A 23,712-nucleotide genomic window follows, 5' to 3' on the forward strand; every position below is an offset into this window, starting at 1 on the left:
TACATTTGTACCAACATTATAAAAACAGGAGGAAATATGAAATGTGTTATTATAGACGACGAGCCATTAGCAGTAGATTTATTGGTTGAATTTGTTGGAAGAGTAGATTCACTCGAACTGGTAACCACATTTACTAATGCGATAGATGCGATATCAATAATTAATCAATCAGAGGTAGATTTAATTTTTTTAGATATAGAAATGCCTCATTTTTCTGGAATTGATTTTATCAATGCTATCGAAAAAAAACCATTGATCATATTTACAACCGCTTATTCTAATTATGCAGTCGAAGGTTTTAATCTTGGTGCTGTAGATTATCTGGTAAAACCAATTCCTTTCAACCGATTCTTAAAAGCAGTATTGCGTGCACAGCAGATTTTTGCTCCAAAAAGCCTTTCGGCACCAAACCAAATAACAAATGCACCAGAAATTGAACATGATTTTATGTTTGTCAGAGCTGAATATGAGAATGTAAAAATTAATTTTTCTGAAATTTTATTTATCGAAGGACTGAAAGATTATGTGAAAATTTACACCAGCGACAATAAATACACATTAACGCTGATCAGTTTAATAAAATTGGAAAATTTATTGTCTTCTAAAGGTTTTGCAAGGATTCACCGTTCGTATATTATCAATATTAAACATGTAAAATCAATTCAAAAAAACAAAGTACTGATAACAGATAAAAGAATTCCTATCAGCGAAAGTTATAAAGCTTCTTTCTTTGAAAAAATAAATATTTAACTCGACGAATTGTTTACTCTTTAAACCAGCTCGAATACATCACATAATTATTGGATATGCGTTCTATTTCTCCAGCAAAATTGGATTGGTCAATATCCTTTACTTTTTTAGCCGGCACACCAGCATAAATAGAACCTGACTCTATAACGGTATTTTGGGTAATTACGGCCCCGGCTGCCACAATTGAATTACTGCCTACAACACAATTATCCATAATTATTGCTCCCATTCCAACTAGTACATTGTCATGTATTGTACATCCATGAACAATCGCATTATGCCCGACAGAAACATTATTACCGATAATAGTAGGATGCTTTTGATAAGTGCAGTGAACAATTGCCCCATCTTGTATATTAACTTTATTACCAATTGTAATAAAATTAACATCCCCACGGATTACGGCATTAAACCACACACTGCATTCTGCGCCAAAAATGACCTCACCTACTATAGTAGCATTTTCAGCCACATAACAATCTTCTGGTATGTTCGGTGTTTTACCGTTAACAGATTTTATTACCATTTTAAAACTATAATTAATTAATTGCCGGACAGTTACAATCGTACTTTTGAGGCCTGCATGAAAAGTTAAACCCTAAAGTAAGCTGATGAAATCCAGAATTACCATATTGTATTTCGCCTAATAAATGGGTGTAAGAGTAAGCAAACATAAAGGTTTTATAATTAAAACCTAAAATAGGGTTAACATAATTCAATTTCTGACTATTGGTTCCTCTGCCATTAGTAAATTCAGCGCCATCAAAACTTTTTCTATAAGACAAGCCTCCCCACAATTGTCCCATTTCTAAATTCTTATACGCTTTAATATTCATATCCAATGCACTTTCCTTTGTTTTGTCTACATACTGATACAACAAAGAAGGCTCCCACAAAACTTTATCAGGATTCCCAAAAATATAACCGCCGCTAATGACGAATTTTCTCAAATTGTCGCTTTCATATTCGGTATAAAGTTTTTGGCGTGTTTCTAAAACATTCTTAATAACTGCATTCAAACTAAAATCAAGTAAATTATAAGATGCTCCAATATCTAAATTAAAATAGGAAGCATGCTGCTGTATGTTTCCAAGGGCTGGATCATAATCACCAGAATTCTGAAATTCAGTTTCATCCAGCTGGCTTTGATTAACTCCAACATTAACCCCAAAAGATAACTGATTCAAATCTACTTCATCTCTCGAAAACAATATATGATGCGCATAAGTCGCTTTGAAACCGAATTGAGAATGATATCCGTTTACGTCATTAAAAAGTATAGCACCAACTCCTGACCGCTCTCCTACTCTGCCATTATAACTTAATGTCTGGAGTGCTGGAGCATTTTCCTGATCGAACCACTGCTTTCTTGCAGTAAGTCTCAGTTTACTGCAATTTGCCGCACCGGCCATGGACGGGAAAATCAAATAATAATTGTCTGACAAATAATCTGAATATATTGGTATTCCTTCCTGTGAAAAACTACTTAAACTAATAAAAAAGAGAACAATTACTAACTTGATTTTGGTGTACATTTAGAAGGAATTTTATAAAATTAATTCGTCAATAAAAACTTTTGTTAATTTATTCATTAAAAAATCAAATATAGTTAATCGTGGAAAATAACTTTAGTAAATTTGCAAAAAATCGACGAATCATGACTAAAATAACGATAAAAGAAACACAAAACCCGACTATTATAAAATTTGAGTTCCCAGACTTCATCACTCAAAATGAAAATTACGAATTCAAGAACATAGACGAAGCCAAATCATCTCCTCTTGCACAGCAGCTTTTTTATCTGCCGTTTGTAAAAACTGTATACATATCAGGAAATTTTATTGCTGTCGAAAGATTCAGCATTGTAGAATGGGATGATGTGAAAGAAGCGGTTGCAGAACAAATTGAAGCCTATGTAAATAAAGGCGGAATCATAGTTACTGCTGATGAAAACAAACCAAAAAAACAGGCAATTACTGTTTATGGCGAGTCTACTCCAAATCCGGCAGCGCTAAAATTTGTAGTCAATAAAATGATTACAAAAAATGCAGTTGAATTTAAAAATATAGATCAAAGTGCGCCGTCACCACTAGCAACTGAGCTATTCAAATTTCCATATGTAAAGGAAATATTTATTGACGAAAATTATATTTCGGTTACAAAATATGATATTAATGAATGGCAGGATATCACACTGGAGTTAAGAACTTTCATCAAACAATTTATTGAAAACGGCGGAACTGTTCTTGACGAAAATTTAATTCAAAACATTGTTAAAGACGAAAAAGCCAAAGATGAATCATTTGATTCCCTTGACGAAACTTCTCAAAAAATCATCAATATCTTAGAAGAATACGTAAAACCGGCAGTTGCTGCCGATGGCGGTAATATTCTTTTTGATTCCTATGATGGTGATTCAAAAACAGTAAAAGTAATTATGCAGGGAGCTTGTAATGGCTGTCCATCTTCTACTTTTACATTAAAAAGCGGTATTGAAAATATGCTGAAGAGCATGCTGAATGATGAAGGAATCAAAGTCGAAGCTGTCTAAATGACAAAAAAACATTCAAAAGCGTTTCAGAAATGAGACGCTTTTTTTATACCACAAAAAATATCTGCCTGAACACTGCCGGTAATAGAATTAAATTCTCAATCAGTTCGAACAAGTTTATTTTAAAAAAATATTAATTTGCAGCGTTTTACTTTAAAATATATTCAAAGAATCATAAAAAAAGGTACTTTTGACTCATTAACTTTAAATAAAAACCATGGGACTATCATCATTCTTTAAAAATTTATTTGGCTCGGCCAAAGAAACAGCAAACGAAATAATTGATCATGCAGAAACTGCTATTGAGGAAACCAGAGTAAATGCACAGCCTTATGTAGAAAAAGCAGAAGCTATTGTAGAAGAAACGGTAGAAAAAATTAAGGAAACAGTTACTCCGCATGCAGAAAAAGCAGAAGCTTTTGCAGAAGAAGCTGTAACTAAAATCAAAGAAACCGCCGCACCTCATTTAGAAAAAGCTGAAGCCTTCGTAGAAGATGCAGTAAACAAATTCAAAGAAACTACTGCTCCGCATGCAGAAAAAGCAGAAGCCTTTATAGAAGATGCTGTAAACAAAATTAAAGAAACTGCAGCGCCGCATGCAGAAAAAGCGGAAGCTTTTATAGAAGATGCTCTAGCCAAAGCAAAAGAGGCAGCAGCTCCATATATCGAAAAAGCAGAATCAATTATAAACGATGCTAAAACAAAAGAAACTGAAACCTTAGATAATCACAACGAAGAAACAATTTCTTCTGACCCAAACACTCTTGAAACTCCATTAAAAAAGGAAGAAGAAGATCACGAATAGCTTTTATAAAAAATATAAAATCGTATTTTTGCAGTTCAATATACAACTCTCTTCATAGAGAATTTCATGAATTAAAATATGACCTTAGATCCAAATTACATTTCCACTTACGCCGATTTTTTCATAAAAAAAATAGCAGAATATTCCCCTGAGGTTATTTCTGCTCTTATTATTTTATTTATTGGACTCTATGCAATTCGAATCATCAATAGACTTGTTAGAAAATTAATGATTAAACGAAATTTGGATCCAACATTATCCAAATTTCTGGCCGACATTTTACTTTGGGTTTTAAGAGGACTGTTATTTGTAACCGTCATCGATAAACTGGGCATCGGAACTACTTCATTCGTTACCATTCTGGCAACTATGGGGTTTGCAATTGGTATGTCGCTGCAGGGCTCATTGTCTAATTTTGCCGGTGGAATCTTGATTATTCTCTTCAAACCTTTCAAAGTGGGAGACACTATCGAAGCTCAGGGAGTTATGGCAACTGTACTTGAAATACAAATTTTTGTTACCAAATTGGTAACCGGAAACAACCAGACCATTTTTGTTCCAAACGGCTCTTTGTCAAACGGAATCATTACTAATTATTCGATGCAGGGAACAAGAAGGGCCGATTTGACCATTTCAATATCTTATGGAACCGACTTAAAAAAAGCAAAGGACATTATAACTAAAGCTTTGGCTGACAATCCAAAAGTATTGCCTTCACCTGCCGCAGAAGTATCAGTTAAAAACTTAACAGATAGTTCTATTCAACTGGCTGTAAGACCTTGGGCTAAAAACGAAGATTTCAGTAGTGTTGTTGCAACGACTTTAGAAGACTGTAAATTGGCCTTTGATAATGCAGGTATTACTTTCCAGCCTTATGTTTCAGAACTATCGAACAACAACAAATAATGAATCCTAACTTTTTTTAGGACTGGCAATTAAAAAGTCTTTCAAATAATAAGGTTCAAAATAAGCGACATCTACAGTGTCGCTTATTTTGTATTTATCAAAACTCAAAGCGCTCATTTCACTAGCCGATGGATACTTAATTTCATCTAAAAAAACGAAATTGTCTTTTGTTAAAACGGCTTTGCACTTCTCGTTACAATCTCCAACAAAATATACTTTCTCGGTAAAATCTTCAAAAGAATTTTCAGTAATAATTTCTGCCAAAACTTCTCTTTTTTTATTCAAATCTGCTGAAAAAACAGCACTATAAACTTCCATTCTGCGGGCATCAATCATTGGGACAATTAATCCTTCTGAGATTTTAACTTTAGAAGCCAATGCCTGCAGAGTATCTACCGCTATCAATGGAATATTCAACGCATAGCACAAACCTTTAGCTGCGGAAACTCCTATTCTCAAACCTGTATAAGAGCCAGGCCCCTGACTCACGGCAATTGCAGCCAAATCCTTAAATTGAATACCAGCTTCACTGATAATTTCTTCAATAAAAACATGTAACCGTTCTGCATGAGAATATCCTTCTTCGGCAATTTCTTTGCACAATATGGTTTCTCCGTTTTTTGCCAAGGCAACAGAACAATTTTTGGTAGCGGTTTCAATATTGAGGATATAAGACACTTTGATTGCTGATTTTAAATTATTGAATTTAGATTGCAAATTGCTTCCTGCAAATTTACTTCGATTTTTGAAATATTTATAAAAAAAGAAACACCTCCTGAATACTTCAAGAAGTGTTTTATTCTTTTTGGAAAAAACCCGTAATTAAAACTATTTTTTCTTACCCTCTTCAGATTGAACAAATACTTTATCACCAGAGTTTAATTCTTTAGAAACTGTAGTATAAGGTCCAGTAATTACCACATCTCCCTTTTTAAGCCCTGACAACACTTCAATATTAGTATCATCCTGGATTCCTGTTTTTATGATTTTGATTTTGGCTTTATCACCCACTTTTACAAAAACACATTCCAGTTTTTTATCACTTTTAGGAGCTGGCTTTTTTTCATCAGATTCAGGACCGTCTGCCTGTCCTATTTTAACTGCTGTTGTATCAGATTTTACCACAACAGAACTTATCGGAACTTTAACTACATTTGTTTTTGTAGTCGTGATAATATCAACTGTCGCAGTCATTCCTGGACGAAATGGAGAATAAGAAGCAGGTTTTCCTACCACTAAATCTTTATACGAATCTTTCAGAATTCTAACTTTTACTTTAAAATTAGTCACCTGATCTGCTGTTAAAGCCGTACTGGCAGAATTAGAAATGCTTGTAACAACTCCTTTAAATTGTTTTTTCAAATAAGCATCCACTTCTACATTAGCCAAATCGCCCACTTTTATTTTCACAATATCATTTTCATTAACATCAACCACAACTTCCATATTATTTAAGTTAGCAACTCTCAAAAGTTCGGTACCGGCCATCTGCTGTGTTCCCAAAACTCTTTCGCCAAGCTCTACATTTAATACCGATATTGTTCCGTCTGCAGGCGCGTAAATCACTGTTCTTCCTAAATTATCTTTAGCTTCATTTACAGTTGCCGAAGCACTTTGAACATTATAATATGCTGATTGTTTATTAGCTTTTGCAACTTCAAACGAAGAAACTGCCTTGTCCCAGTCTGATTTGGAAATAATCCCTTTCTCAAAAAGTGTTTTATTTCTTTCGTAATTTGCCTTAGCTTCATTAAATGATGCATCAGACTGGCTCAAACCTGCTTTCGAACCTGACAGATTTGCAACACTCCTGTTCAATCCAGACGTATATAAATCGGGATTTATTTTAACTAATAAATCACCTTTTTTGACAACCTGTCCTTCTTTTATAGGCAGATCAATAATTTCGCCAGAAACCATAGAGGCAATTTTAACCTCAATTTCAGGCTGGATCTTACCCGTTGCAGACACCGTTTCTACTACTGTACCGGTTTCTGCATTGGCAATTTCTACTTCCTTCCCTTTATCTTTATTTCCAATAACTCCTGCTTTTGAAAGCCCTATTAATAATCCAATAATTACTACTGCTGCTCCTAATATGATATAAATTGTTTTTTTTGACATAATAAACTATTTTTTGGTAATTGGGACAATTGGAATTCCGAAATAGAATTCAAGTATTTTTATTCTGAACATGTATTCGTATTTTGTTCTTATAACATCTGTTTGAGCATTTGTCAACAATGTTTGTGCCTGCGTAAAATCAAAAGAATTCATTAATCCTACATCATACTTTTCTCTAGCATAGTTATATGACTGTTGTCTCGCCTCCAAAGCAACTGTAGCTGACTCATACGTATTAAGAGCTCCTTTTGCATCTGTAAATGCTGTATAAACATTACGCTGCAAATCTAAACTTTTCTGTTCTAAATCTATTTTAGATTTTTCTAAACTTACTTTATTGCGTTCTACATTATTTCTAACAGAGAAACCATTAAAAATTGGCACACTTAATTGAAACCCAAAGTTGTGACCTTTATTATTACTAAACTGGTTAAATATTGGATCCGGGCCAACAGTATATGGTTTGTTATTTGCATCAAATTTAATTTGATCACTATAACTAGCCCTTGTATTAAAACCATAAAAAGAACTCAAAGTTGGCTGATATGCTCCTTTAGCAATAGCAACATTTTTTTCAGCTATTTCAAGATTAGTTTGTGCTAATTTTAATTCAGTTCTTGTTTCTTTTGCTTTATTATAAATATCAATTGGTTTTTGAGACATAATATTATTTTCATCCTTAACATTTGTATCATCCACAACATCAAAATCTGCAAATTCTTTTAATTGTAAAAGCTGTGCTAAACTTAATTTTGAAATTAGCAAATTATTCTCAGAAACCGTAATATTTTGTTTATCAGTCGCTATAGTAGCTTTTAAATCAAACAAATCACCTCTAGGGATTGTTCCGGCATTTACCATTTCTTCAGAACGTTTTAAACGTTTTTCATCAATAGCTAATTGTTCTTTTTTAACTTTTAAATCTTCTTTAAAAGATAAAATCTGAAGAAAGGCATTCGCTACATTAAGCGAAACATCTTCCTGTATTTTTAATAATTGATATTTAGATGCAATAACTGATAATTTTGCTCTTCGATACGTATTTAGATTTTGTAAACCTTTATAAATATCAATTCCTGCACTTATCCCAACTGATGAATACTGAGTAGTCTGATTACGTAAAACTCCGGTTGTAACATCTTGATTCAGACCAATATTCCAAGAATGAGAAGCATTTCCATTTACTGATGGAAGATAATTACCAAACGCATCTTTTCTATTAATATCAGCATTTTCAAGATCTAATTCCGAATTTTTTATCGTAATGTTATTATCTAATGCATATCTCACACACTCTTCTAAAGTCCATACTTTAGTTTGTGCCTGAGAGGAGAATCCAATCAGGAATACCAAAGCAATTTTTATACAATTTATTTTTTTCATTTTTAATTGGAATAAAAGCGTAATAAGAAAACCACGCATATTTAACTTATTTTTTATATCAAAAGCTATTTTAGAGTTTTACTTTTTTACTTCTTCTGTTTTTAGCAATCCCTGATTCCAAACTTTGATTTTATCCGAAGCTTTAATACCGCTTTTTACTTCAACATAGATTCCGTCACTTACACCAAGTGTTACGTCTTTTCTTTCGAACTTTTGTCCGCTTACCTGAACTTCAACATACGGCTTTAAAGTTTTTTTATCAAATTGAACTAATGATTCTTTTACTGCCTGTACTTTATCTGCTTTTTCAAGGATAATTGATGCATTCGCACTTAATCCAGCTCTAATAAAAGTATCATCTTTATTGGTTAAAGTTGCTTTAATTTCAAATTGAATAGCTCCGTTTTCGGTTTTCCCTTTTGGTGCAATGTAGGTCAAAACAGCAGTAAACTTTTTATTTTCAATTGCTCCAACTGTAATTTCGATAGGCATATTTAATTTTATCTTTCCAACTTCAGATTCATCTACTTTACCAACAAATATCATTCTTCCAATATCGGCAACGCTCGCTATAGTAGTTCCTTCATTAAAATTATTACTTTCAATAACCTGGTTTCCAACTTTAACAGGAACGTCTAGCACCATTCCGTTTACAGTAGATCGTATCAATGTATTGGCATAATTTCCTAATCCCGAACTTGTTCCGGTTTTTACGATATCAAATCCTTGGATTGATGCACTATAGTTTTGCTTTGCCTGATTATAAGCCAATTGTGCAGCATCAAAATCATTAGCAGAAATAACTCCTTTATCAAATAATGTTTTTTGTCTGTGATACAGTTTCTCCTGGTTATCTAATTCAATTCGAGCCGTTTTCACCTGATTTTGAGAATTACTCAAATTAGAAACATTGGCAACCACTCTAATTTTGGCAATCATATCACCTGCTTTAACAGACTCTCCTGCTTTAATAAATACTGCATCAATAATTCCAGAAATATTTGGCTTGATCAATACCTCTTCATCAGGAACAATATTTCCAGTTGCAAGCGTGCTTTTTACAATAGTTTTTACTTCTACTTTATCTGTTTCAAAAACGATAGGAGATTCCTGATTTTTGGCATATAAATAATACAGTGCCCCGAAAAAAACTATTGCAATTAGAATCAATATGGTTATGGTTACTCCTTTTTTCATTTTATAAATTTTTTATTCGATTATTATTTTTTGATTGACTTTTATTCTGTTCGTAATGCTTCTACTGGCTTGACATTTATGGCAGTTTGGGCAGGAATAAGACCTGCTAACAATCCAGAACCCACTAATATTAACAAGGCTATAAAAACAACCACTAAATCTACACTAGGATTAACAAACATCATCCCTTCTGATGGCATTGAGGATAAAATCATGTTCAAAACAGCAATTAAACCAGTAGCTGTTGCAATTCCAAACATACCTGCAATTATTGTTAAAAAGATTGCTTCTAATAATATCTGGGATCGAATAGCACCGGGAGTTGCTCCTAATGCCCTTCTAATTCCTATTTCCTTGGTGCGTTCCTTCACCACAATCAGCATGATATTTGAAATTCCAATAATACCTGATAATAGTACTAAAGTGCCAACAAAATAGGCAATGAATTTAAGTACCATAAACAAATCCTGCACTTTTTGAAACTCGGCAAATAGATCAAAATTACCTACAGCTCTTTCATCGTCAGGGTGAATAGAATGTCTCTCTCTCATAAACGCCAGAATTCCTGGTCTAAGTTCGGTAATTGAGGCATCATCATTTGCAGTAAGCGCCATCCAGCCTACTTTATCTCCAAAATTAAAAGCCTGCTGAAATGTAGTAAAAGGAATGAAAATATTTTTCTGGGCCGATTCAGCATTTCCATTATTCTGCCCTTTCGACTTATATACTCCAACTACCATAAAGTTGACTCCATTTATTTTAATGTAAGTCCCCATTACTTCTTCGGCATTTTTATACAATTCATTAATTACACCCTGCCCTATTATAGTTACTTTACGTTTCAAAAGAATATCCTGCTGATTTACAAAACGTCCTTTTACAATATCCATCTGCTCTTGCTTTACTAGTTCAGGATAATCTCCATAAATAGTATAAGCTCCCGTTTTAGTCCCTCTAACGACATTACTGACTCCATTAAAATCACCTAACTGATTACGGGGAGAAACATACAATAAATCAGGAAATTTTTGTTTTAAAGCATCAACATCACTATTTTTAAAATCATATCTTCTGGTTTTAGGTAATCCCTTATATGGTTTTGATGTAGTCTGTGTCCACATAAACATGGTATTAGTAGCAATACCATCAAATCCTTTTTTGACACCGTTCTCCAAACCATTGGATGCAGCCAATAATATCACCAAAATGAATATTCCCCAAAACACACCAAAAGCTGTAAGCAGCGTTCGGAATGTATTAGCAGTTAAAGCTTCTAAAATTTCGTTCCAATTTTCTCTGTCAAACATAATTATTCGTCTCTAAGTGCTACAATAGGTCTAATTTTTGCTGCTCTGTAAGCTGGAACAAATCCTGCTAAAGCCCCTGCAACGACCAAAACAATTAAGGTTGATGTCGCAACAGTAAAATCGACCTGCGGATTCTGAAAATACTCGCTTTGCGCATGGGGACCAACCAATTCTAAAAGAGCTAATCCTGTTAATAATCCAATAAATCCAGAAATAGTAGTAATAAAAATAGATTCATGCAAAATCATTAGAATAATTGAAACTGGCGAAGCACCAAGTGCTTTTCGAATACCAATTTCCTTGGTTCGTTCTTTTACAATAATCATCATTATATTACTTACGCCAACAACACCTGCAATGATCGTACATATTCCAACCCACCAAAAAAACAATCGGATATAAAGATTTAAATCATAAAACTTTTTGGCTTCTTTAACAGAATTAAAAATTCCAACAGCACTTTCATCATCAGGAGCAGCACCATTTTTACTTCTCAATAATTTTCCATAATCATTTTTAAATTGTTCGGACTCGGCTACAGCTTCCTCATAAGTGTCTTTCTTTTTCATAGTATAAGCCATATAACTTATTTTATCTCCTAATCCAAAAACCTGCTGTGCTGTAGTTAAAGGTACAAATACTCTACTTTCTTCTCTTTCCCCTCCAGGATCAGTAAATACTCCAACAACTTTAAAATTGATATTCGCCACAGTGATTTGTTCTCCTATAGGATTTTTTTCTTTAAACAGATCTAATTTGACTTTTTGTCCAATCACAGCTGCTTTTACATTGTTTTTCAAATCATTTGCATTAATGTACCTGCCTTTTATAACTGATACATTTTCTATTTCCATACCGTCTGTGTTAACACCTCTGTATTGATAATTTCCTGATTCCTTTCCATAACTTACGGTAATTCCCCAGCCAGTAGCAGTAGCTCCATTTTTATCCAATTGGTCCCCGTATTTTTGAACTGCAAGATCGAAATCGCTATTTCTAAATTGGATTTCTCTTCCAGGATTTAATCCCTTGTAGGCTTTGGTTGTTGTTCCGGACCAAACCTCAATTACACCAGCCGCATCTCTTTCAAATTGCTTTTCAATTCCATTTTGCAATCCTTTACCAACTCCCAGCAAAATCACCAAAATAAAGATACCCGAAGCAACCGAAACTCCAGTGAGGAAAGTTCTCAGTTTATTCTTGGCGATAGCCTCAAATATTTCCTGCCAGCGCTCTATATTAAACATAAGAAGAAGCTCTAACTTGTTCTACCATTTTATCATCAATGATTAATCCATCTTTGAGGACTACATTTCTTTTGCACATTGCAGCAATATCAGGCTCGTGGGTCACTATCAAAATAGTTTTTCCTTCGTCATTAATTCCCTGTATCAATTCCATCACTTCATAAGAAGTCAATGTATCCAATGCCCCTGTTGGCTCATCTGCCAATAATACTTTTGGATTTGAAGCCAAAGCTCTGGCAATTGCAACACGCTGTTTTTGTCCTCCGGAAAGTTCACTTGGCAAATGGTGTGAATGCGAAGCCAAACCTACTTTTTCTAAATATTTCATTGCAATCTCATTGCGTTCTTTCCTTTTTATCCCCTGATAATACAACGGCAGAGCTACATTATCCAATGCACTTTTATAACTTATCAAGTTGAAAGATTGAAAAACAAAACCAAGGAATTGGTTTCTGTATTTTGAAGCAACAGTTTCGTTTAATTTTTTAATAGGCACATTATCCAAAGTATAAAGTCCGGAATCGGCTTCATCAAGAATTCCTAAAATATTCAGCAGCGTAGATTTACCGGAACCTGACGAACCCATAATAGCAACCAATTCACCTTCTTTGATATTGAAATTAATTCCTTTTAGAACATGCAGTTCAGTATGTCCCATTTTGTATGATTTATGTAAGTCTTTAATTTCAATCATGATTGCCTATCTTTTAAAACATAATAACTAAGTCCAAAAAATCAATAAGAAAAAAATGCTGCTTATCAATTCAATACATAAGACTTATTTCCGACAAAAATGTTACAGCTGCATTTAAAAAATATATTTGTTTAATTAAATTTGCCGTAAAAAACAACATACAAATGCAAAAATATTTATCTGCCCTCATTATTTTCACAGCAATATCAGCTTTAAACATAAGCTGTTCTTCTGTCTCTCAAAAAATTGAAGCCTTAAAACCTGAACCAGACGATGCTGTACCATTAACTTACACAAGCACTCCTTCGTTTATCAATCTGCCGGTCAGCATTAAGCTAAAGGATATTGAAAACCAAACAAACACTTTATTAAACGGATTAATCTATGAAGACAACAAGATTGAAGATGACAATATTGAAATAAAAGTCTGGAAACAGGCTCCAATAACCATCGTTAATGACCATGGCAAAGAGGGTGAAAAAATAAAAACTGTTTTACCGTTAAAAGTTTGGGTAAAATACCGAATCGGGACAAAAACCATGGGAGTTGATTTATACAAAAATCAGGAATTTAATCTAAACGGAGTAATTACATTGTTGAGCAGTGTGAGCTTAAACAACTGGAAGCTTAGCTCCAAAACAAGTCTAAAATCTCTTGACTGGGTAGAAAGCCCAACAATGACCGTTTTTGGTAAAAACATGCCGGTAACTTACCTTATTAATCCGGCAGTAAGTCTTTTTAAATCACAAATAGAAAAAAGCATAGACACAGCAATTGAAGATTCTATGGATTTCAAACCAAATGTTTTAGATGCAATTTCTAAAATAAGCACACCTTTTGAGATGAGTCAAGAATATAAAAGCTGGCTTAGAATTGTGCCTTTAGAAGTATATTCAACAAATGCTAAACTTAAAAATGATTCATTTTTACTTAACATGGGCATGAAATGCAATATGGAGACATTGATTGGCAAAAAACCTGAATCAAAATTTGAAAAAAACAAAATTACACTAAAAGCTGTAGATAAAATTCCAGAACAAATCACAGCTAACATAGCTGCCGTTTCGACTTATCAAGAAGCATCGAGAATAATGACTGCAAATTTTGTCGGACAGGAATTTGGCTCAGGAAGCAAAAAAGTAAAAGTTCAAAATGTTGCGATTTGGCATAAAGACGGAAAAATTGTTATTGCTTTGGATCTTTTAGGGGCTGTAAACGGAACCGTTTATCTAAATGGAATTCCTCAATATAACGACACTGCCAAAGAAATCTATTTTGATAAATTAGATTATGTTTTAGATACCAAAAGCAGATTAATGAGAACCGCTAACTGGCTGGCTCAAGGAATCATATTAAAAAAGATGCAGGAAAGCTGCCGTTATTCAATTAAACAAAATCTAGACGAAGCCAAACAAAGCATGGCTGTTTACTTAAAAAATTATTCCCCTATGCCTGGTGTTTTCATTAACGGAAAAATGGATGACATTCAGTTTGAGAAAACACAGCTGACAAATCAAGCTATTATTGCTTTTATAAAAGTAAATGGTGTAATAAACGTTTCAATTGACGGACTGAAATAGGAAAGCAGTTCAAAAAATTAAGTATTCAGAAAAAATAAGGCTCAAAAAAAAGTTTTTTGAGCCTTATTTAATTTTATACTATTCGATTCAAAGCAAATAATTAATGCCAAAAATCACTGTTTCTTTTTTTTCATTTGATAAATATAATAACCAAGACCACCTACAAGTACATATGGGATCACCATAAGATAAACGATTCCGTCATTTACAGCTGCCGCCTGTGTTTTGTTTTCATCACCAGTCAAAGCCGCACGGCACATTGCGCATTGGGCATGTGATGACGCTCCAATAAAGAAAAAACAGATTCCAAAAAGAACAGTTCTAATCTTGGATTTTGAAATTTGAGTTTTGAAATTTATAATTTTAAACATAATACGGCGAAATCATTAGATACACAATTACTCCAGTCACGGCAACATACAGCCAAATTGGAAAAGTAATTTTTGCAATTTTTTTATGTTTGTCAAATTTATGTGCTAACGCACGAACATAAGTTATCAAAACTAATGGAATGATAACAACTGATAAAAATATATGCGTTATTAAAATAAAGAAATATACATACTTCAATATTCCGTCTCCGCCGTATTTAACAGACTCCGCAGTCATATGATAGGCTACATACATTGCTAAAAAAGCAACGGAACATCCAATAGCCATTTTCATTAACAGCTCATGACGCTTTCTGTTTCCGCTTTTAATTGCAATAACAGCCGAAACCAGCAGTATTGCAGTTATTCCGTTTATTGCTGCGTAAATAGGAGGCAAAAACGTTAATGGCACCACATCAAACCCAAAATCTTTTAACTTCACTTTAAAAAGAACGGCAACCACAACAGGAATAGCTATTGATAACAGCACAATCCATTTATTATATTTTTGTTCTACGGTATTATTTTCCATTGTATACTAATCTCTTCTTTAATTTATTCTTTGAGCAAAATCTGAATGTCCTGCTGAATTTCTCTAACTCCCTTTTTTTCTAAACCATCATAATATAAAATAGGATTTCCATAATCATCTTTCCTGCATCTTATATTACCATTTTTATCTATCAGAGCAAAAAGTCCAGAATGCTCAAAACCTCCCTGCACCTTGCTGTTTTCACCAACATAAATATTAAAACCTTTATTAGATAAATCATAAATATACTGTTTGTCACCAGTCAGGAAATTCCAGTTCGCCAATTTTGCTCCTAACAATTCTCCGTGTTCTTTTAAAACAGCTGGAGTATCATGCTCTGGATCTATAGTAATCGAAGCAATACCAAAATTTGGGTTTCCAAAAAAAGTATTCTGCAGCGTTACCATATTGGCATTCATTTTTGGACAGATTGACGGGCAGGTTGCGAAGAAAAATTCCAGAACATAAACTTTCCCTTTATAAAAATCATTAGAAATTTTTACGTTATCCTGATTTATTAGTTCAAATTTTGGAGCTGGTCCAACCTTTACCAACTTTTGATCAGATTCTTTAGAACCGTCCACTTTATCTAAACGGTCACCTTGAACAATACTGTTTTTTTCTACTCTATCAACAATTTTTGGAATAGCATATATCCCAAAAACCAATATAATAAAAGAAATCCCTATGTATGATTTATTTTTTAACATCTAATTGTTTTGTTGCGTTATGATTCTTTTTTAATGCTGCTCTATATTCATAAAGGATAATCTTAAAATCATCCAGCATTTCATTACTTAATTCTGCCGGATGAAACGTACTGTATCCTTCTTTGTAATCTTTCTTTTCTTTTCTTCCTCTTAAATTCCTTTCCTTATCTACAATGTAAACATAAGAAGTTCCTAAATCTGCATCTAAATTACCTTTTAATTTCAGTCCGCTGTAATATAATTTAATCTCTTCAGGAGTAGTAAAAATAAAATGCCATTGACTCACATCTGTAAAAGTTCCCAAAGCACTAAGTACACTTTTAACTTCTTCCTCTGTTCCCAATGGAGCTACGACAACAAACTGTAAATCTTTAAAATCATGATAACGCTGGTAAATCTTTTCATTTAAATTGAAATAATTACCTCTGTTTTTAAGAATTTCTGTACCCGAAAAACCAAGAATTGTGATTTTGTCATTCAAAGTTACTTTTTCACCATTAAGAGATTTCCATTTACCAAAATCAGAAATCTTTGGTGTAATAACTGGCAATTTTGTAAAACTATTAACCCCCGAAGCAAAAAAAAGATATGCTACGATAGGTAATATAAACAACACAAAAAGAACAATATTTTTTTTCATTAGATATTATAAAATTTATTGTATTAAAATAAAAAAAGGCATCCACTAATATGGACACCTTTTATATTGAATTAATATCTAGTTAAAAATTCCATTTAATTGTAGAATTTTTAAAAACCTCAAATACATAATCTCCTTCAGTCAATAAAATAAAAAGCAGATAACAAACTAAGAAAATTAAAGGATAAACAACTGCATTTCTTAATGATCTTTCCTCTCCTTCCATATGCATGAAAGCCCATACAATATAGTAAGCTTTAACCAATGTTAATATGATAAACAACCAGTTCAATAAACTCATTGTTAAAAAATTGTGCATATATAGAGCATCTGGCCGGATGATACCAAAACCAACCTCAATAGTTGTGATCAAAGAAAGAATTCCAAAAACAGTCCAGATTCTTTTTGTGTTAGAAACATGTTCGTGTGACATAATAATAAATCTAAAATTAAACTAAATAGAAGAATGTGAATACGAATACCCAAACTAAATCAACAAAGTGCCAATATAACCCCACTTTTTCAACCATTTCATAACTTCCTCTTTTCTCATAAGTTCCTAAAAGAACATTAAAGAAAATAATAATATTGATTACGATACCTGAAAATACGTGGAATCCGTGGAAACCAGTGATAAAGAAAAAGAAATCAGCAAAAAGCTTACTTCCATATTCATTATGAGTAAGATTAGCTCCTTCAATTACTAATTTTGCCTGATCTAAACGCTTTTGAGAATCTTCTCTTGAAAGAACAATTTTTTCTTTGTTTTTATTTAAAGTTTCAATTCTAACCAAAACTTTAGGATGTGCTTTAAAACCAGCCTGAACCTCAGCAACTGTATAACTAGGAATAGAAGATTCTTCCATAAACCATTTTGCTTTAGCTCTAGATAACTGTTCTCTTTCAACAGGTAGTTTAGCGGCAAAATCTTCTAAAGCAATACGGTGTCCTTCTTTATCAACAAACTGAAGCAGACTTCCTCCTGTAGTTTCAACAGCACCATATTCTCCTTTAATAAAATTTTTCCATTCCCAAGCTTGAGAACCAACAAATATAAGACCTCCAATGATTGTTAAAAACATATAAAGGGCTACTTTATCCTTTTTCATCTGATGTCCTGCATCAACAGCTAAAACCATTGTTACAGATGAGAAAATCAAAATAAAAGTCATTAATGCCACATAATACATAGGTGCAGATACACCGTGTAAAAATGGAAAGTGTGTAAACACCTCATCGGCCAAAGGCCAAGTTTCAATAAATTTAAATCTAGAAAACCCGTAAGCTGCTAAAAATCCAGAGAATGTTAAGGCATCCGATACGATAAAAAACCACATCATCAATTTACCATAACTTGCTCCCATTGGCTCATTTCCGCCTCCCCAAGTTTTTTCATTATTTGCAGTAGTAACTGTCGCTCCCATAAAAGTTATTCGTTAAAAAGTTCCCAAATTTACGTTTTTTTCTTATTTAAAGAAATATAAAAATAAAAATAAATAAACCCACAAGAAATCAAGAAAGTGCCAGTACATCGCACCTAGTTCTATTCCAAGAGTTTGAGTTGAATTATATTTTTGTTTAAAATGATTATAAATAATAACCAGCAATGATATCATACCTCCAGCGAGATGCAATAAATGAACAATTACTACAATGTATAAAAATGTTGTAGTAATAGAACTTGCACTTCCTGTAAAATAATACCCGTTTTCTACTATCTGTCCAAAACCAACAAACTGCAGTACTACAAATGCAATACCCAAAGCCAAAGTAGCCAAAAGCAACGAGGTAGTCTTCTTTTGATTGTCTTTTTGAATTGCTTTTTTAGCTAAATGAAATGTAACACTACATCCAATAATAGCTATAGTACTAAAATAAAAACCAGATGGCAATTGAAAATCCTTCAGCCAGTCTGCTCTTGACTGACTTACCACATAGGCACTAGTGAGACCTGCAAACATCATTGTCATGCTCACCATAGCGAACAGTAAAATCAGCTTGTACGATCTTGCCGTTCTTGACTTATAATCTTCGGCTGTCATTGTAACTTCCATAATTATCTTAAAAATTTATCTACTATATATACTAATTGTAATAACGTTATATACGAAACACTAACTAACATTAATGTTCTCGCAGCTTTTGCTGTTTTTATCTGATACAGACGAACTGCATAAAAAAGAACCCAAAGTCCAAGGAATAACACCAAAACTGCAGCTATCGGCGAAATAAACAAACGCCCTGTATATCCCAACGCAGGCAGCAATGATGCGATTATCAGCCATACGCTGTACAAAATAATCTGCAGTGAAGTTCCTTTATCTTTTTTGCCAGTAGGCAGCATAAAGAAACCTGCCTTTTCATAATCCTCATATAAAAACCAGCCAATAGCCCAAAAATGAGGAAATTGCCAGAAAAACTGAATCAAAAACAAGGTTCCTGCTTCTATCCCAAATTCATTTGTAGCAGCAACCCATCCTAACATAAAAGGTATTGCTCCAGGAAAAGCACCAACAAAAACAGAAAGCGGTGTTAATGTTTTCAGCGGTGTATAAATACTGGTATATAAAAAAATCGAAATTGCACCAAACATGGCCGATTTTGGATTTATCGTATACAGTAAAGCTATTCCTAAAAGCGTAAGGAAACTTGCTACAATCAATGCCAAACGGGGAGACATTCTTCCAGATGCAACAGGACGATTTTTGGTACGGTCCATCAGAGCATCCAAATCTTTTTCTATAACCTGATTATAAGCATTGGAAGCCCCAACCATACAATATCCTCCAATTGCCAGTTTCAGCAAAATCAAGAAACTAAAAGAATGAGTGTCATCAAATCCAAGAACATAACCTGCAATTGAAGAAAAAACAACACTTATAGCTAATCCAGCTTTTGTAATTGCCTTAAAATCAACATAAATAGACTTGAACGAAATAGGGTTTGATGTTGTACTCAATGCAGATAAAATTGGTGTATTTTTTGAAAACTGCTGCAAATATACAAAGTAAGATTCAAAAACAGTCTATGAATTATACATTTGAAATAACAGATATTTTTTTAGTCGGTTTTTACGGCACAATTAGTAATTACTGAGTTTCAATTCTTTGTTTATAATCCAATAAAACTAATAATCAAAATACCAATTAAAAACATCTGATCTAAATCCAACTGTAAACCAAGTTGTTTGATTTTTAAAAACAGTCGCAGTATTAGCTGTCGGATCAAAATTCCTAAATAAAAAGTTTCCGAAAAATTTAAAGTTAGTGGCTGGATTTACTAAATAACCCACTTGAACTTCTGAAATAAAAACACTCGTTTTATTTCCTTGCCCAACTTTAACACCTTTATCATAAGGCCTATTCAAATCATAGTCTTTGTAAATGTTTTGCCCGTAGTTGAACTTATCAGCTGCAGTATCAAAATCAAAACCGCGCGTGCCAACAGTAAGCTTAGTATTAGCATAAAACCTATCTTTAGTATAATAACCTAACAAAACCAATTCCTGAAAATTTCCTCCCCATTGATGTCCCAAACTCTGGTTGTTGTGAGCATAATTTGTAATTGGCTCACTATGTGAGTACACATAAGGACGCACATGATTGAACTCTAACTGCAGTGTTAAATTATCAACATTAAAAGCCTTGAAATATTTTGCTCCAAACTGATAGCCCAATTTATTTTTCCAGCTTCCTTCTCCGGCAAAAATATCACCTGTAGAAAATTCATCAATAAGAAGCTGCGCATAAAGATTTACCTGATTATTCCATTTATATTTAGAAGTCAGTCCCAAAAGAGCATTACCGCTTTTGGAAGAAGAAGAAAACTCAACAGCGCGGTAAAAAACAACCGGATTTACAAAATTAGCATCAAAACCTCTTCCGTTTGTATTAGTCCAAACAACAGATTCAAAAAAACCTAAGTTCAGTCTATTTGAAACATTCCAGCTCAAATAATGATTTACTGCATATTTTGTTGCATAGGTTTTATCTACTGTGACATCAGGACGAACATCCTTCAGCCAGATATAATCTACAGTATACTTAACTTTCCAAAAATTGGCATTAATCTTAAAAAAAGGATATGGACTGCTTCCGTCGCTTAGTAACAGCGAACGATATCCATCTCCAATAAAATTTTTACCATATCCTAACTGCAGATCCAAAAACTTAGCGGCATTATACGTAATATTGGCATCTGCCAAAGGAAAATCATAAGAATCTGTTTTGAATTGCTTGGCAATACCTATTCCAGGAACAATTGCAGGATTCCCGCCAGACGGCTTTATTGAATTAGCATAATCATTATAATAATCGGCAAAACGTCCTTGGCTCTCATAAAAAGTTGTCGTAAAATTAAAACGGGATCCAAGACCAGCTTTAAAATTAAGAGCTCTTGTATTTACATATGTATAATCACTTTTACTAGGGTTAGAAATTCCGCCTTGAACATTAAATAAAAAATTTACAGCAAACCAATACCCTTCTCCTTGAATTTCGGCTAAATTTTCATTCCATGTTTTTCGTCCCCACCAGCTCGTTTTATTCTTCATTAAACCCGCATTGACCTTTTGAAAATTATAATATTTCTCAACTTCAGAATAAGTATAAGGCTTCGAAGCAGTATGATTATTACTTCCAACTTTATTCATTGCCTCATCAAACTGAGCATAATAACTATGAGAAAAAGGAATACTTAAATGACTTGTAAATTGAGGATTATCAAAACGTTTGTTAACAATGCTGTCTAATTCTGTCAAACCTGCATTAATATTGATGTTTTCTTTTTTAGCTTTTGCAGCTGCCACTATCTCTTCGGGAGACAATAATGGTATCGCAATACTTATATTAAATTTCGAATACGTTGGATTTCCATTATAAGTTGGCGGATCTATTTGAGGTAAACTTCCAAAAACTCTTTTGGTTTCGGCTATCAGTTCTTCATTATTTGAATTTACAAATAGCACTTCGAACTTACCTTTAGAATTAACTTCAAAAAGCACTTTTACAGTTCCTTTATATTGGCTCTGCTTTAATTTTTCGGGCACTTGGAAATTTTGAAATACAAACTGCTGTACTTCATTATAAAAACAATTTTCCAAATCTTGATTTTCTAAATTTTTACAATTTGAAAAAACAGGAAAACGTTCATCCGAAGATTCAGAATTTTTATTATCCGGAGTTTGTGCATTTATTACAAATGCAGAAAAAATTAAAAGAAGAGTTAGTACTTTTTTAATCATTTTATTTTGTGTAAAATCAATATTCCGAAGAAGTTTCTTCTCCTTTTGCAATAGCTTTTGCTCCCGATGTGCCAATACGTTTCACTCCAAGCCCTACCATTTCAACAGCTTCATTATAAGTTCTTACACCGCCAGCCGCTTTTACAGGAAGCGGTCCAGCATTTTCAAGCATTATTGTAATTGAAGCTATGGTAGCACCATTAGGCAGATTGTTTTCAGTTTTATAAAAACCCGTTGATGATTTTACAAAAACAGAACCATATGATTCAGGACTAAAATTAGCAATAACCACATTTTTTATTAATGCAGTAATCGCTGCGATTTGAACATTATTCAATGCTGCCACTTCAATAATCCATTTTGCAATTTTGTTATTATTGAGTGCCAGCTGAGTGCCTTTTAAAACTTCATCTTTAACCAAATCAGTATTTCCAGCCTTAAAGGCGCCATAATTGCAAACATAATCCAGCTCATCAGCACCGTTTTGAATACACTCAAATGCTTCCTCCAGCTTTTTATCAATAGAAGATGTTCCTTCAGGAAAATCTATAACCGTTCCTATTAAAACTTTTGAATCAGCATCAGCAATCATTTTTCTAGCCAAAGCAACTCTATCAGGACGAATCATTATCAGTTTAAATCCCTCGTCTATCGCTTCCTGAATAAAATCTTTAGCAACAGCTTTATTTTCACTTTCGCTTAATCCAGCCTGACTATTTGTTTTTAAATAGGTAGAATCTAAATAATTCTTAATATCCATTTTCACAATCTAAGAAATTAAAAGACAAAATTACGTTATTCGGATGAAATGGCTTCAAACAAGCCGCAACAGAAGCAAAAAAACCCACCGAAGTGGGAATTAATTTTTTAATATAGAACTTAAAATATTCAATTTATTACAAATCAGCACTGCTAAAACTGCCAATACTGCTCCTGTCAAATTAGCAGCAACATCCAAAACATCGGCATGTCTTGTCAAAGTAAACAATTCCTGCAACAGCTCGATTAATAATCCAAAAACCACCGACAGTAATAAAGATAATAATAAAGGCTTTAAATCGTATTTAAATTTTAACTGCTTTCTAAAAAACAGGAACCACACGAATGTAAATACAAAATGAAAAAAAGTATGAATACACTTATCAATATTTGGAATATTTACAACTGGAAGATCACTAGATTTTACTAAGCAAAAATAAGCAATTACTCCTGCCCAAAATAAAGCAATTAAAAACAGAATATATTTTTTAGGCACCTATAAGTTCTTTATATTCTTCACTTGAAAGTAATTGTTCTACTTCAGAAGCATTCGATATTTTTACCTTAATCATCCATCCATCACCATATGGATCTGAATTTACGCTTTCCGGAGCACTTTCTAAAGCATCATTGAAAGCAATAATTTCTCCTGATAACGGAAGAAATAAATCAGATACTGTTTTTACTGCCTCAACTGTACCAAAAACCTCATCTTTATCTAAAGTCTGATCCAATGTTTCTACCTCAACATATACAATATCTCCTAACTCTTTTTGCGCAAAATGTGTAATTCCCACGGTTGCAACATCGCCTTCAAGACTTACCCATTCGTGATCTTTAGTGTACTTTAAATTTGCTGGTATGCTCATAAAATGATAATTGATAATTAATAATTATTTTTTGCACAAATGTAA

The 23,712-nt window shown here is 33.2% G+C and carries 26 protein-coding genes; 5 read left to right on the forward strand and 21 right to left on the reverse strand.

Annotation, left to right across the window (positions count from 1 at the left end):
• Positions 1–36 precede the first annotated feature (36 nt).
• Positions 37–750 carry a LytR/AlgR family response regulator transcription factor gene (locus tag IRZ80_RS12355; RefSeq protein WP_194641873.1) on the forward strand — a complete coding sequence of 238 codons (714 nt, stop codon included), beginning with the start codon at positions 37–39 and terminating at the stop codon, positions 748–750.
• A gap of 13 nt (positions 751–763) precedes the next feature.
• Here IRZ80_RS12355 and IRZ80_RS12360 read toward each other — a convergent pair whose 3' ends face one another.
• Complete coding sequence (locus IRZ80_RS12360) at positions 764–1,276, reverse strand: gamma carbonic anhydrase family protein (protein WP_194641874.1); 513 nt, start codon at positions 1,274–1,276, stop codon at positions 764–766.
• A gap of 13 nt (positions 1,277–1,289) precedes the next feature.
• Entirely contained in the window at positions 1,290–2,285 is a 996-nt protein-coding gene (locus IRZ80_RS12365; protein WP_194641875.1) for a type IX secretion system membrane protein PorP/SprF, read from the reverse strand.
• Between the two features lie 122 nt (positions 2,286–2,407).
• On the opposite strand from IRZ80_RS12365, the gene IRZ80_RS12370 reads away from it, so the two are divergent.
• The 3 genes from IRZ80_RS12370 (at position 2,408) to IRZ80_RS12380 (ending at position 5,012) form a co-directional block, all read left to right on the forward strand.
• A complete protein-coding gene (locus tag IRZ80_RS12370; protein WP_194641876.1) occupies positions 2,408–3,301 on the forward strand; it encodes a NifU family protein in 894 nt (297 codons plus the stop codon).
• 217 nt (positions 3,302–3,518) lie between these two features.
• On the forward strand, positions 3,519–4,106 hold the full coding sequence (locus IRZ80_RS12375) for a hypothetical protein (RefSeq protein ID WP_194641877.1): 588 nt from the start codon (positions 3,519–3,521) through the stop codon (positions 4,104–4,106).
• A gap of 78 nt (positions 4,107–4,184) precedes the next feature.
• A complete protein-coding gene (locus IRZ80_RS12380) occupies positions 4,185–5,012 on the forward strand; it encodes a mechanosensitive ion channel family protein (protein ID WP_194641878.1) in 828 nt (275 codons plus the stop codon).
• Between the two features lie 6 nt (positions 5,013–5,018).
• Here IRZ80_RS12380 and tsaB read toward each other — a convergent pair whose 3' ends face one another.
• The 7 genes from tsaB to IRZ80_RS12415 form a co-directional block, all read right to left on the reverse strand.
• Positions 5,019–5,690 (reverse strand): tRNA (adenosine(37)-N6)-threonylcarbamoyltransferase complex dimerization subunit type 1 TsaB, encoded by a 672-nt coding sequence (tsaB, locus tag IRZ80_RS12385; RefSeq protein WP_194641879.1) that lies wholly within the window; start codon positions 5,688–5,690, stop codon positions 5,019–5,021.
• Between the two features lie 150 nt (positions 5,691–5,840).
• Complete coding sequence (locus tag IRZ80_RS12390; RefSeq protein ID WP_194641880.1) at positions 5,841–7,136, reverse strand: efflux RND transporter periplasmic adaptor subunit; 1,296 nt, start codon at positions 7,134–7,136, stop codon at positions 5,841–5,843.
• Between the two features lie 6 nt (positions 7,137–7,142).
• Complete coding sequence (locus tag IRZ80_RS12395) at positions 7,143–8,519, reverse strand: TolC family protein (protein ID WP_194641881.1); 1,377 nt, start codon at positions 8,517–8,519, stop codon at positions 7,143–7,145.
• A 78-nt stretch (positions 8,520–8,597) separates the two neighbouring features.
• Positions 8,598–9,716, reverse strand: a complete 1,119-nt coding sequence (locus tag IRZ80_RS12400; protein WP_194641882.1) for an efflux RND transporter periplasmic adaptor subunit — start codon at positions 9,714–9,716, stop codon at positions 8,598–8,600.
• A gap of 41 nt (positions 9,717–9,757) precedes the next feature.
• Complete coding sequence (locus tag IRZ80_RS12405) at positions 9,758–11,023, reverse strand: ABC transporter permease (RefSeq protein WP_194641883.1); 1,266 nt, start codon at positions 11,021–11,023, stop codon at positions 9,758–9,760.
• 2 nt (positions 11,024–11,025) lie between these two features.
• The gene (locus IRZ80_RS12410; RefSeq protein ID WP_194641884.1) at positions 11,026–12,270 is read right to left on the reverse strand and encodes an ABC transporter permease; all 1,245 of its coding nucleotides are present in this window, start codon (positions 12,268–12,270) and stop codon (positions 11,026–11,028) included.
• Positions 12,263–12,964, reverse strand: a complete 702-nt coding sequence (locus IRZ80_RS12415; protein ID WP_194641885.1) for an ABC transporter ATP-binding protein — start codon at positions 12,962–12,964, stop codon at positions 12,263–12,265. Before IRZ80_RS12415 ends, IRZ80_RS12410 begins: the two co-directional genes overlap by 8 nt.
• A gap of 164 nt (positions 12,965–13,128) precedes the next feature.
• Between IRZ80_RS12415 and IRZ80_RS12420 the strand changes: the two genes are divergently transcribed.
• On the forward strand, positions 13,129–14,544 hold the full coding sequence (locus tag IRZ80_RS12420; protein WP_194641886.1) for a DUF4403 family protein: 1,416 nt from the start codon (positions 13,129–13,131) through the stop codon (positions 14,542–14,544).
• A 113-nt stretch (positions 14,545–14,657) separates the two neighbouring features.
• On the opposite strand, the gene IRZ80_RS12425 is transcribed toward IRZ80_RS12420, so the two are convergent.
• The 12 genes from IRZ80_RS12425 to gcvH form a co-directional block, all read right to left on the reverse strand.
• The gene (locus IRZ80_RS12425) at positions 14,658–14,915 is read right to left on the reverse strand and encodes a hypothetical protein (RefSeq protein WP_194641887.1); all 258 of its coding nucleotides are present in this window, start codon (positions 14,913–14,915) and stop codon (positions 14,658–14,660) included.
• Positions 14,908–15,447, reverse strand: coding sequence for a DUF420 domain-containing protein (locus tag IRZ80_RS12430; protein ID WP_194641888.1), 540 nt, complete (start codon positions 15,445–15,447; stop codon positions 14,908–14,910). Before IRZ80_RS12430 ends, IRZ80_RS12425 begins: the two co-directional genes overlap by 8 nt.
• 23 nt (positions 15,448–15,470) lie before the next feature.
• Positions 15,471–16,157 carry an SCO family protein gene (locus tag IRZ80_RS12435; protein WP_194641889.1) on the reverse strand — a complete coding sequence of 229 codons (687 nt, stop codon included), beginning with the start codon at positions 16,155–16,157 and terminating at the stop codon, positions 15,471–15,473.
• Positions 16,144–16,797: a hypothetical protein gene (locus IRZ80_RS12440; protein ID WP_194641890.1), complete on the reverse strand. Its 654-nt coding sequence runs from the start codon at positions 16,795–16,797 to the stop codon at positions 16,144–16,146. Before IRZ80_RS12440 ends, IRZ80_RS12435 begins: the two co-directional genes overlap by 14 nt.
• Positions 16,798–16,879: 82 nt before the next feature.
• Positions 16,880–17,230 (reverse strand): cytochrome C oxidase subunit IV family protein, encoded by a 351-nt coding sequence (locus tag IRZ80_RS12445; protein ID WP_194641891.1) that lies wholly within the window; start codon positions 17,228–17,230, stop codon positions 16,880–16,882.
• A 16-nt stretch (positions 17,231–17,246) separates the two neighbouring features.
• Positions 17,247–18,221 carry a cytochrome c oxidase subunit 3 gene (locus IRZ80_RS12450; RefSeq protein WP_194641892.1) on the reverse strand — a complete coding sequence of 325 codons (975 nt, stop codon included), beginning with the start codon at positions 18,219–18,221 and terminating at the stop codon, positions 17,247–17,249.
• A 42-nt stretch (positions 18,222–18,263) separates the two neighbouring features.
• Complete coding sequence (locus tag IRZ80_RS12455) at positions 18,264–18,851, reverse strand: heme-copper oxidase subunit III (protein ID WP_194641893.1); 588 nt, start codon at positions 18,849–18,851, stop codon at positions 18,264–18,266.
• A gap of 2 nt (positions 18,852–18,853) precedes the next feature.
• Positions 18,854–19,756 (reverse strand): heme o synthase, encoded by a 903-nt coding sequence (gene cyoE / locus IRZ80_RS12460; RefSeq protein ID WP_194641894.1) that lies wholly within the window; start codon positions 19,754–19,756, stop codon positions 18,854–18,856.
• Positions 19,757–19,924: 168 nt separating this feature from the next.
• Entirely contained in the window at positions 19,925–22,039 is a 2,115-nt protein-coding gene (locus IRZ80_RS12465) for a gliding motility protein RemB (protein WP_194641895.1), read from the reverse strand.
• 16 nt (positions 22,040–22,055) lie between these two features.
• On the reverse strand, positions 22,056–22,799 hold the full coding sequence (gene deoC / locus IRZ80_RS12470) for a deoxyribose-phosphate aldolase (RefSeq protein WP_194641896.1): 744 nt from the start codon (positions 22,797–22,799) through the stop codon (positions 22,056–22,058).
• 99 nt (positions 22,800–22,898) lie between these two features.
• Entirely contained in the window at positions 22,899–23,294 is a 396-nt protein-coding gene (locus IRZ80_RS12475) for a VanZ family protein (protein ID WP_194641897.1), read from the reverse strand.
• Positions 23,287–23,667 carry a glycine cleavage system protein GcvH gene (gene gcvH, locus IRZ80_RS12480; RefSeq protein WP_194641898.1) on the reverse strand — a complete coding sequence of 127 codons (381 nt, stop codon included), beginning with the start codon at positions 23,665–23,667 and terminating at the stop codon, positions 23,287–23,289. Before gcvH ends, IRZ80_RS12475 begins: the two co-directional genes overlap by 8 nt.
• Positions 23,668–23,712: the final 45 nt, after the last annotated feature.

This window comes from Flavobacterium sp. HJJ (genome assembly GCF_015351475.1).
Classification (GTDB): domain Bacteria; phylum Bacteroidota; class Bacteroidia; order Flavobacteriales; family Flavobacteriaceae; genus Flavobacterium; species Flavobacterium marginilacus.

Coding starts and splice junctions, on each gene's coding strand:
- IRZ80_RS12445 (WP_194641891.1), bottom strand. CDS start 17,230: ATGTCACACGAACATGTTTCTAACACAAAAAGAATCTGGACTGTTTTT.
- IRZ80_RS12375 (WP_194641877.1), top strand. CDS start 3,519: ATGGGACTATCATCATTCTTTAAAAATTTATTTGGCTCGGCCAAAGAA.
- IRZ80_RS12440 (WP_194641890.1), bottom strand. CDS start 16,797: ATGAAAAAAAATATTGTTCTTTTTGTGTTGTTTATATTACCTATCGTA.
- IRZ80_RS12450 (WP_194641892.1), bottom strand. CDS start 18,221: ATGGGAGCGACAGTTACTACTGCAAATAATGAAAAAACTTGGGGAGGC.
- IRZ80_RS12420 (WP_194641886.1), top strand. CDS start 13,129: ATGCAAAAATATTTATCTGCCCTCATTATTTTCACAGCAATATCAGCT.
- IRZ80_RS12430 (WP_194641888.1), bottom strand. CDS start 15,447: ATGGAAAATAATACCGTAGAACAAAAATATAATAAATGGATTGTGCTG.
- IRZ80_RS12400 (WP_194641882.1), bottom strand. CDS start 9,716: ATGAAAAAAGGAGTAACCATAACCATATTGATTCTAATTGCAATAGTT.
- IRZ80_RS12390 (WP_194641880.1), bottom strand. CDS start 7,136: ATGTCAAAAAAAACAATTTATATCATATTAGGAGCAGCAGTAGTAATT.
- deoC (WP_194641896.1), bottom strand. CDS start 22,799: ATGGATATTAAGAATTATTTAGATTCTACCTATTTAAAAACAAATAGT.
- IRZ80_RS12365 (WP_194641875.1), bottom strand. CDS start 2,285: ATGTACACCAAAATCAAGTTAGTAATTGTTCTCTTTTTTATTAGTTTA.
- IRZ80_RS12410 (WP_194641884.1), bottom strand. CDS start 12,270: ATGTTTAATATAGAGCGCTGGCAGGAAATATTTGAGGCTATCGCCAAG.
- IRZ80_RS12455 (WP_194641893.1), bottom strand. CDS start 18,851: ATGGAAGTTACAATGACAGCCGAAGATTATAAGTCAAGAACGGCAAGA.
- gcvH (WP_194641898.1), bottom strand. CDS start 23,667: ATGAGCATACCAGCAAATTTAAAGTACACTAAAGATCACGAATGGGTA.
- IRZ80_RS12425 (WP_194641887.1), bottom strand. CDS start 14,915: ATGTTTAAAATTATAAATTTCAAAACTCAAATTTCAAAATCCAAGATT.
- IRZ80_RS12380 (WP_194641878.1), top strand. CDS start 4,185: ATGACCTTAGATCCAAATTACATTTCCACTTACGCCGATTTTTTCATA.
- IRZ80_RS12415 (WP_194641885.1), bottom strand. CDS start 12,964: ATGATTGAAATTAAAGACTTACATAAATCATACAAAATGGGACATACT.
- IRZ80_RS12435 (WP_194641889.1), bottom strand. CDS start 16,157: ATGTTAAAAAATAAATCATACATAGGGATTTCTTTTATTATATTGGTT.
- IRZ80_RS12360 (WP_194641874.1), bottom strand. CDS start 1,276: ATGGTAATAAAATCTGTTAACGGTAAAACACCGAACATACCAGAAGAT.
- IRZ80_RS12405 (WP_194641883.1), bottom strand. CDS start 11,023: ATGTTTGACAGAGAAAATTGGAACGAAATTTTAGAAGCTTTAACTGCT.
- IRZ80_RS12355 (WP_194641873.1), top strand. CDS start 37: ATGAAATGTGTTATTATAGACGACGAGCCATTAGCAGTAGATTTATTG.
- IRZ80_RS12465 (WP_194641895.1), bottom strand. CDS start 22,039: ATGATTAAAAAAGTACTAACTCTTCTTTTAATTTTTTCTGCATTTGTA.
- IRZ80_RS12395 (WP_194641881.1), bottom strand. CDS start 8,519: ATGAAAAAAATAAATTGTATAAAAATTGCTTTGGTATTCCTGATTGGA.
- IRZ80_RS12370 (WP_194641876.1), top strand. CDS start 2,408: ATGACTAAAATAACGATAAAAGAAACACAAAACCCGACTATTATAAAA.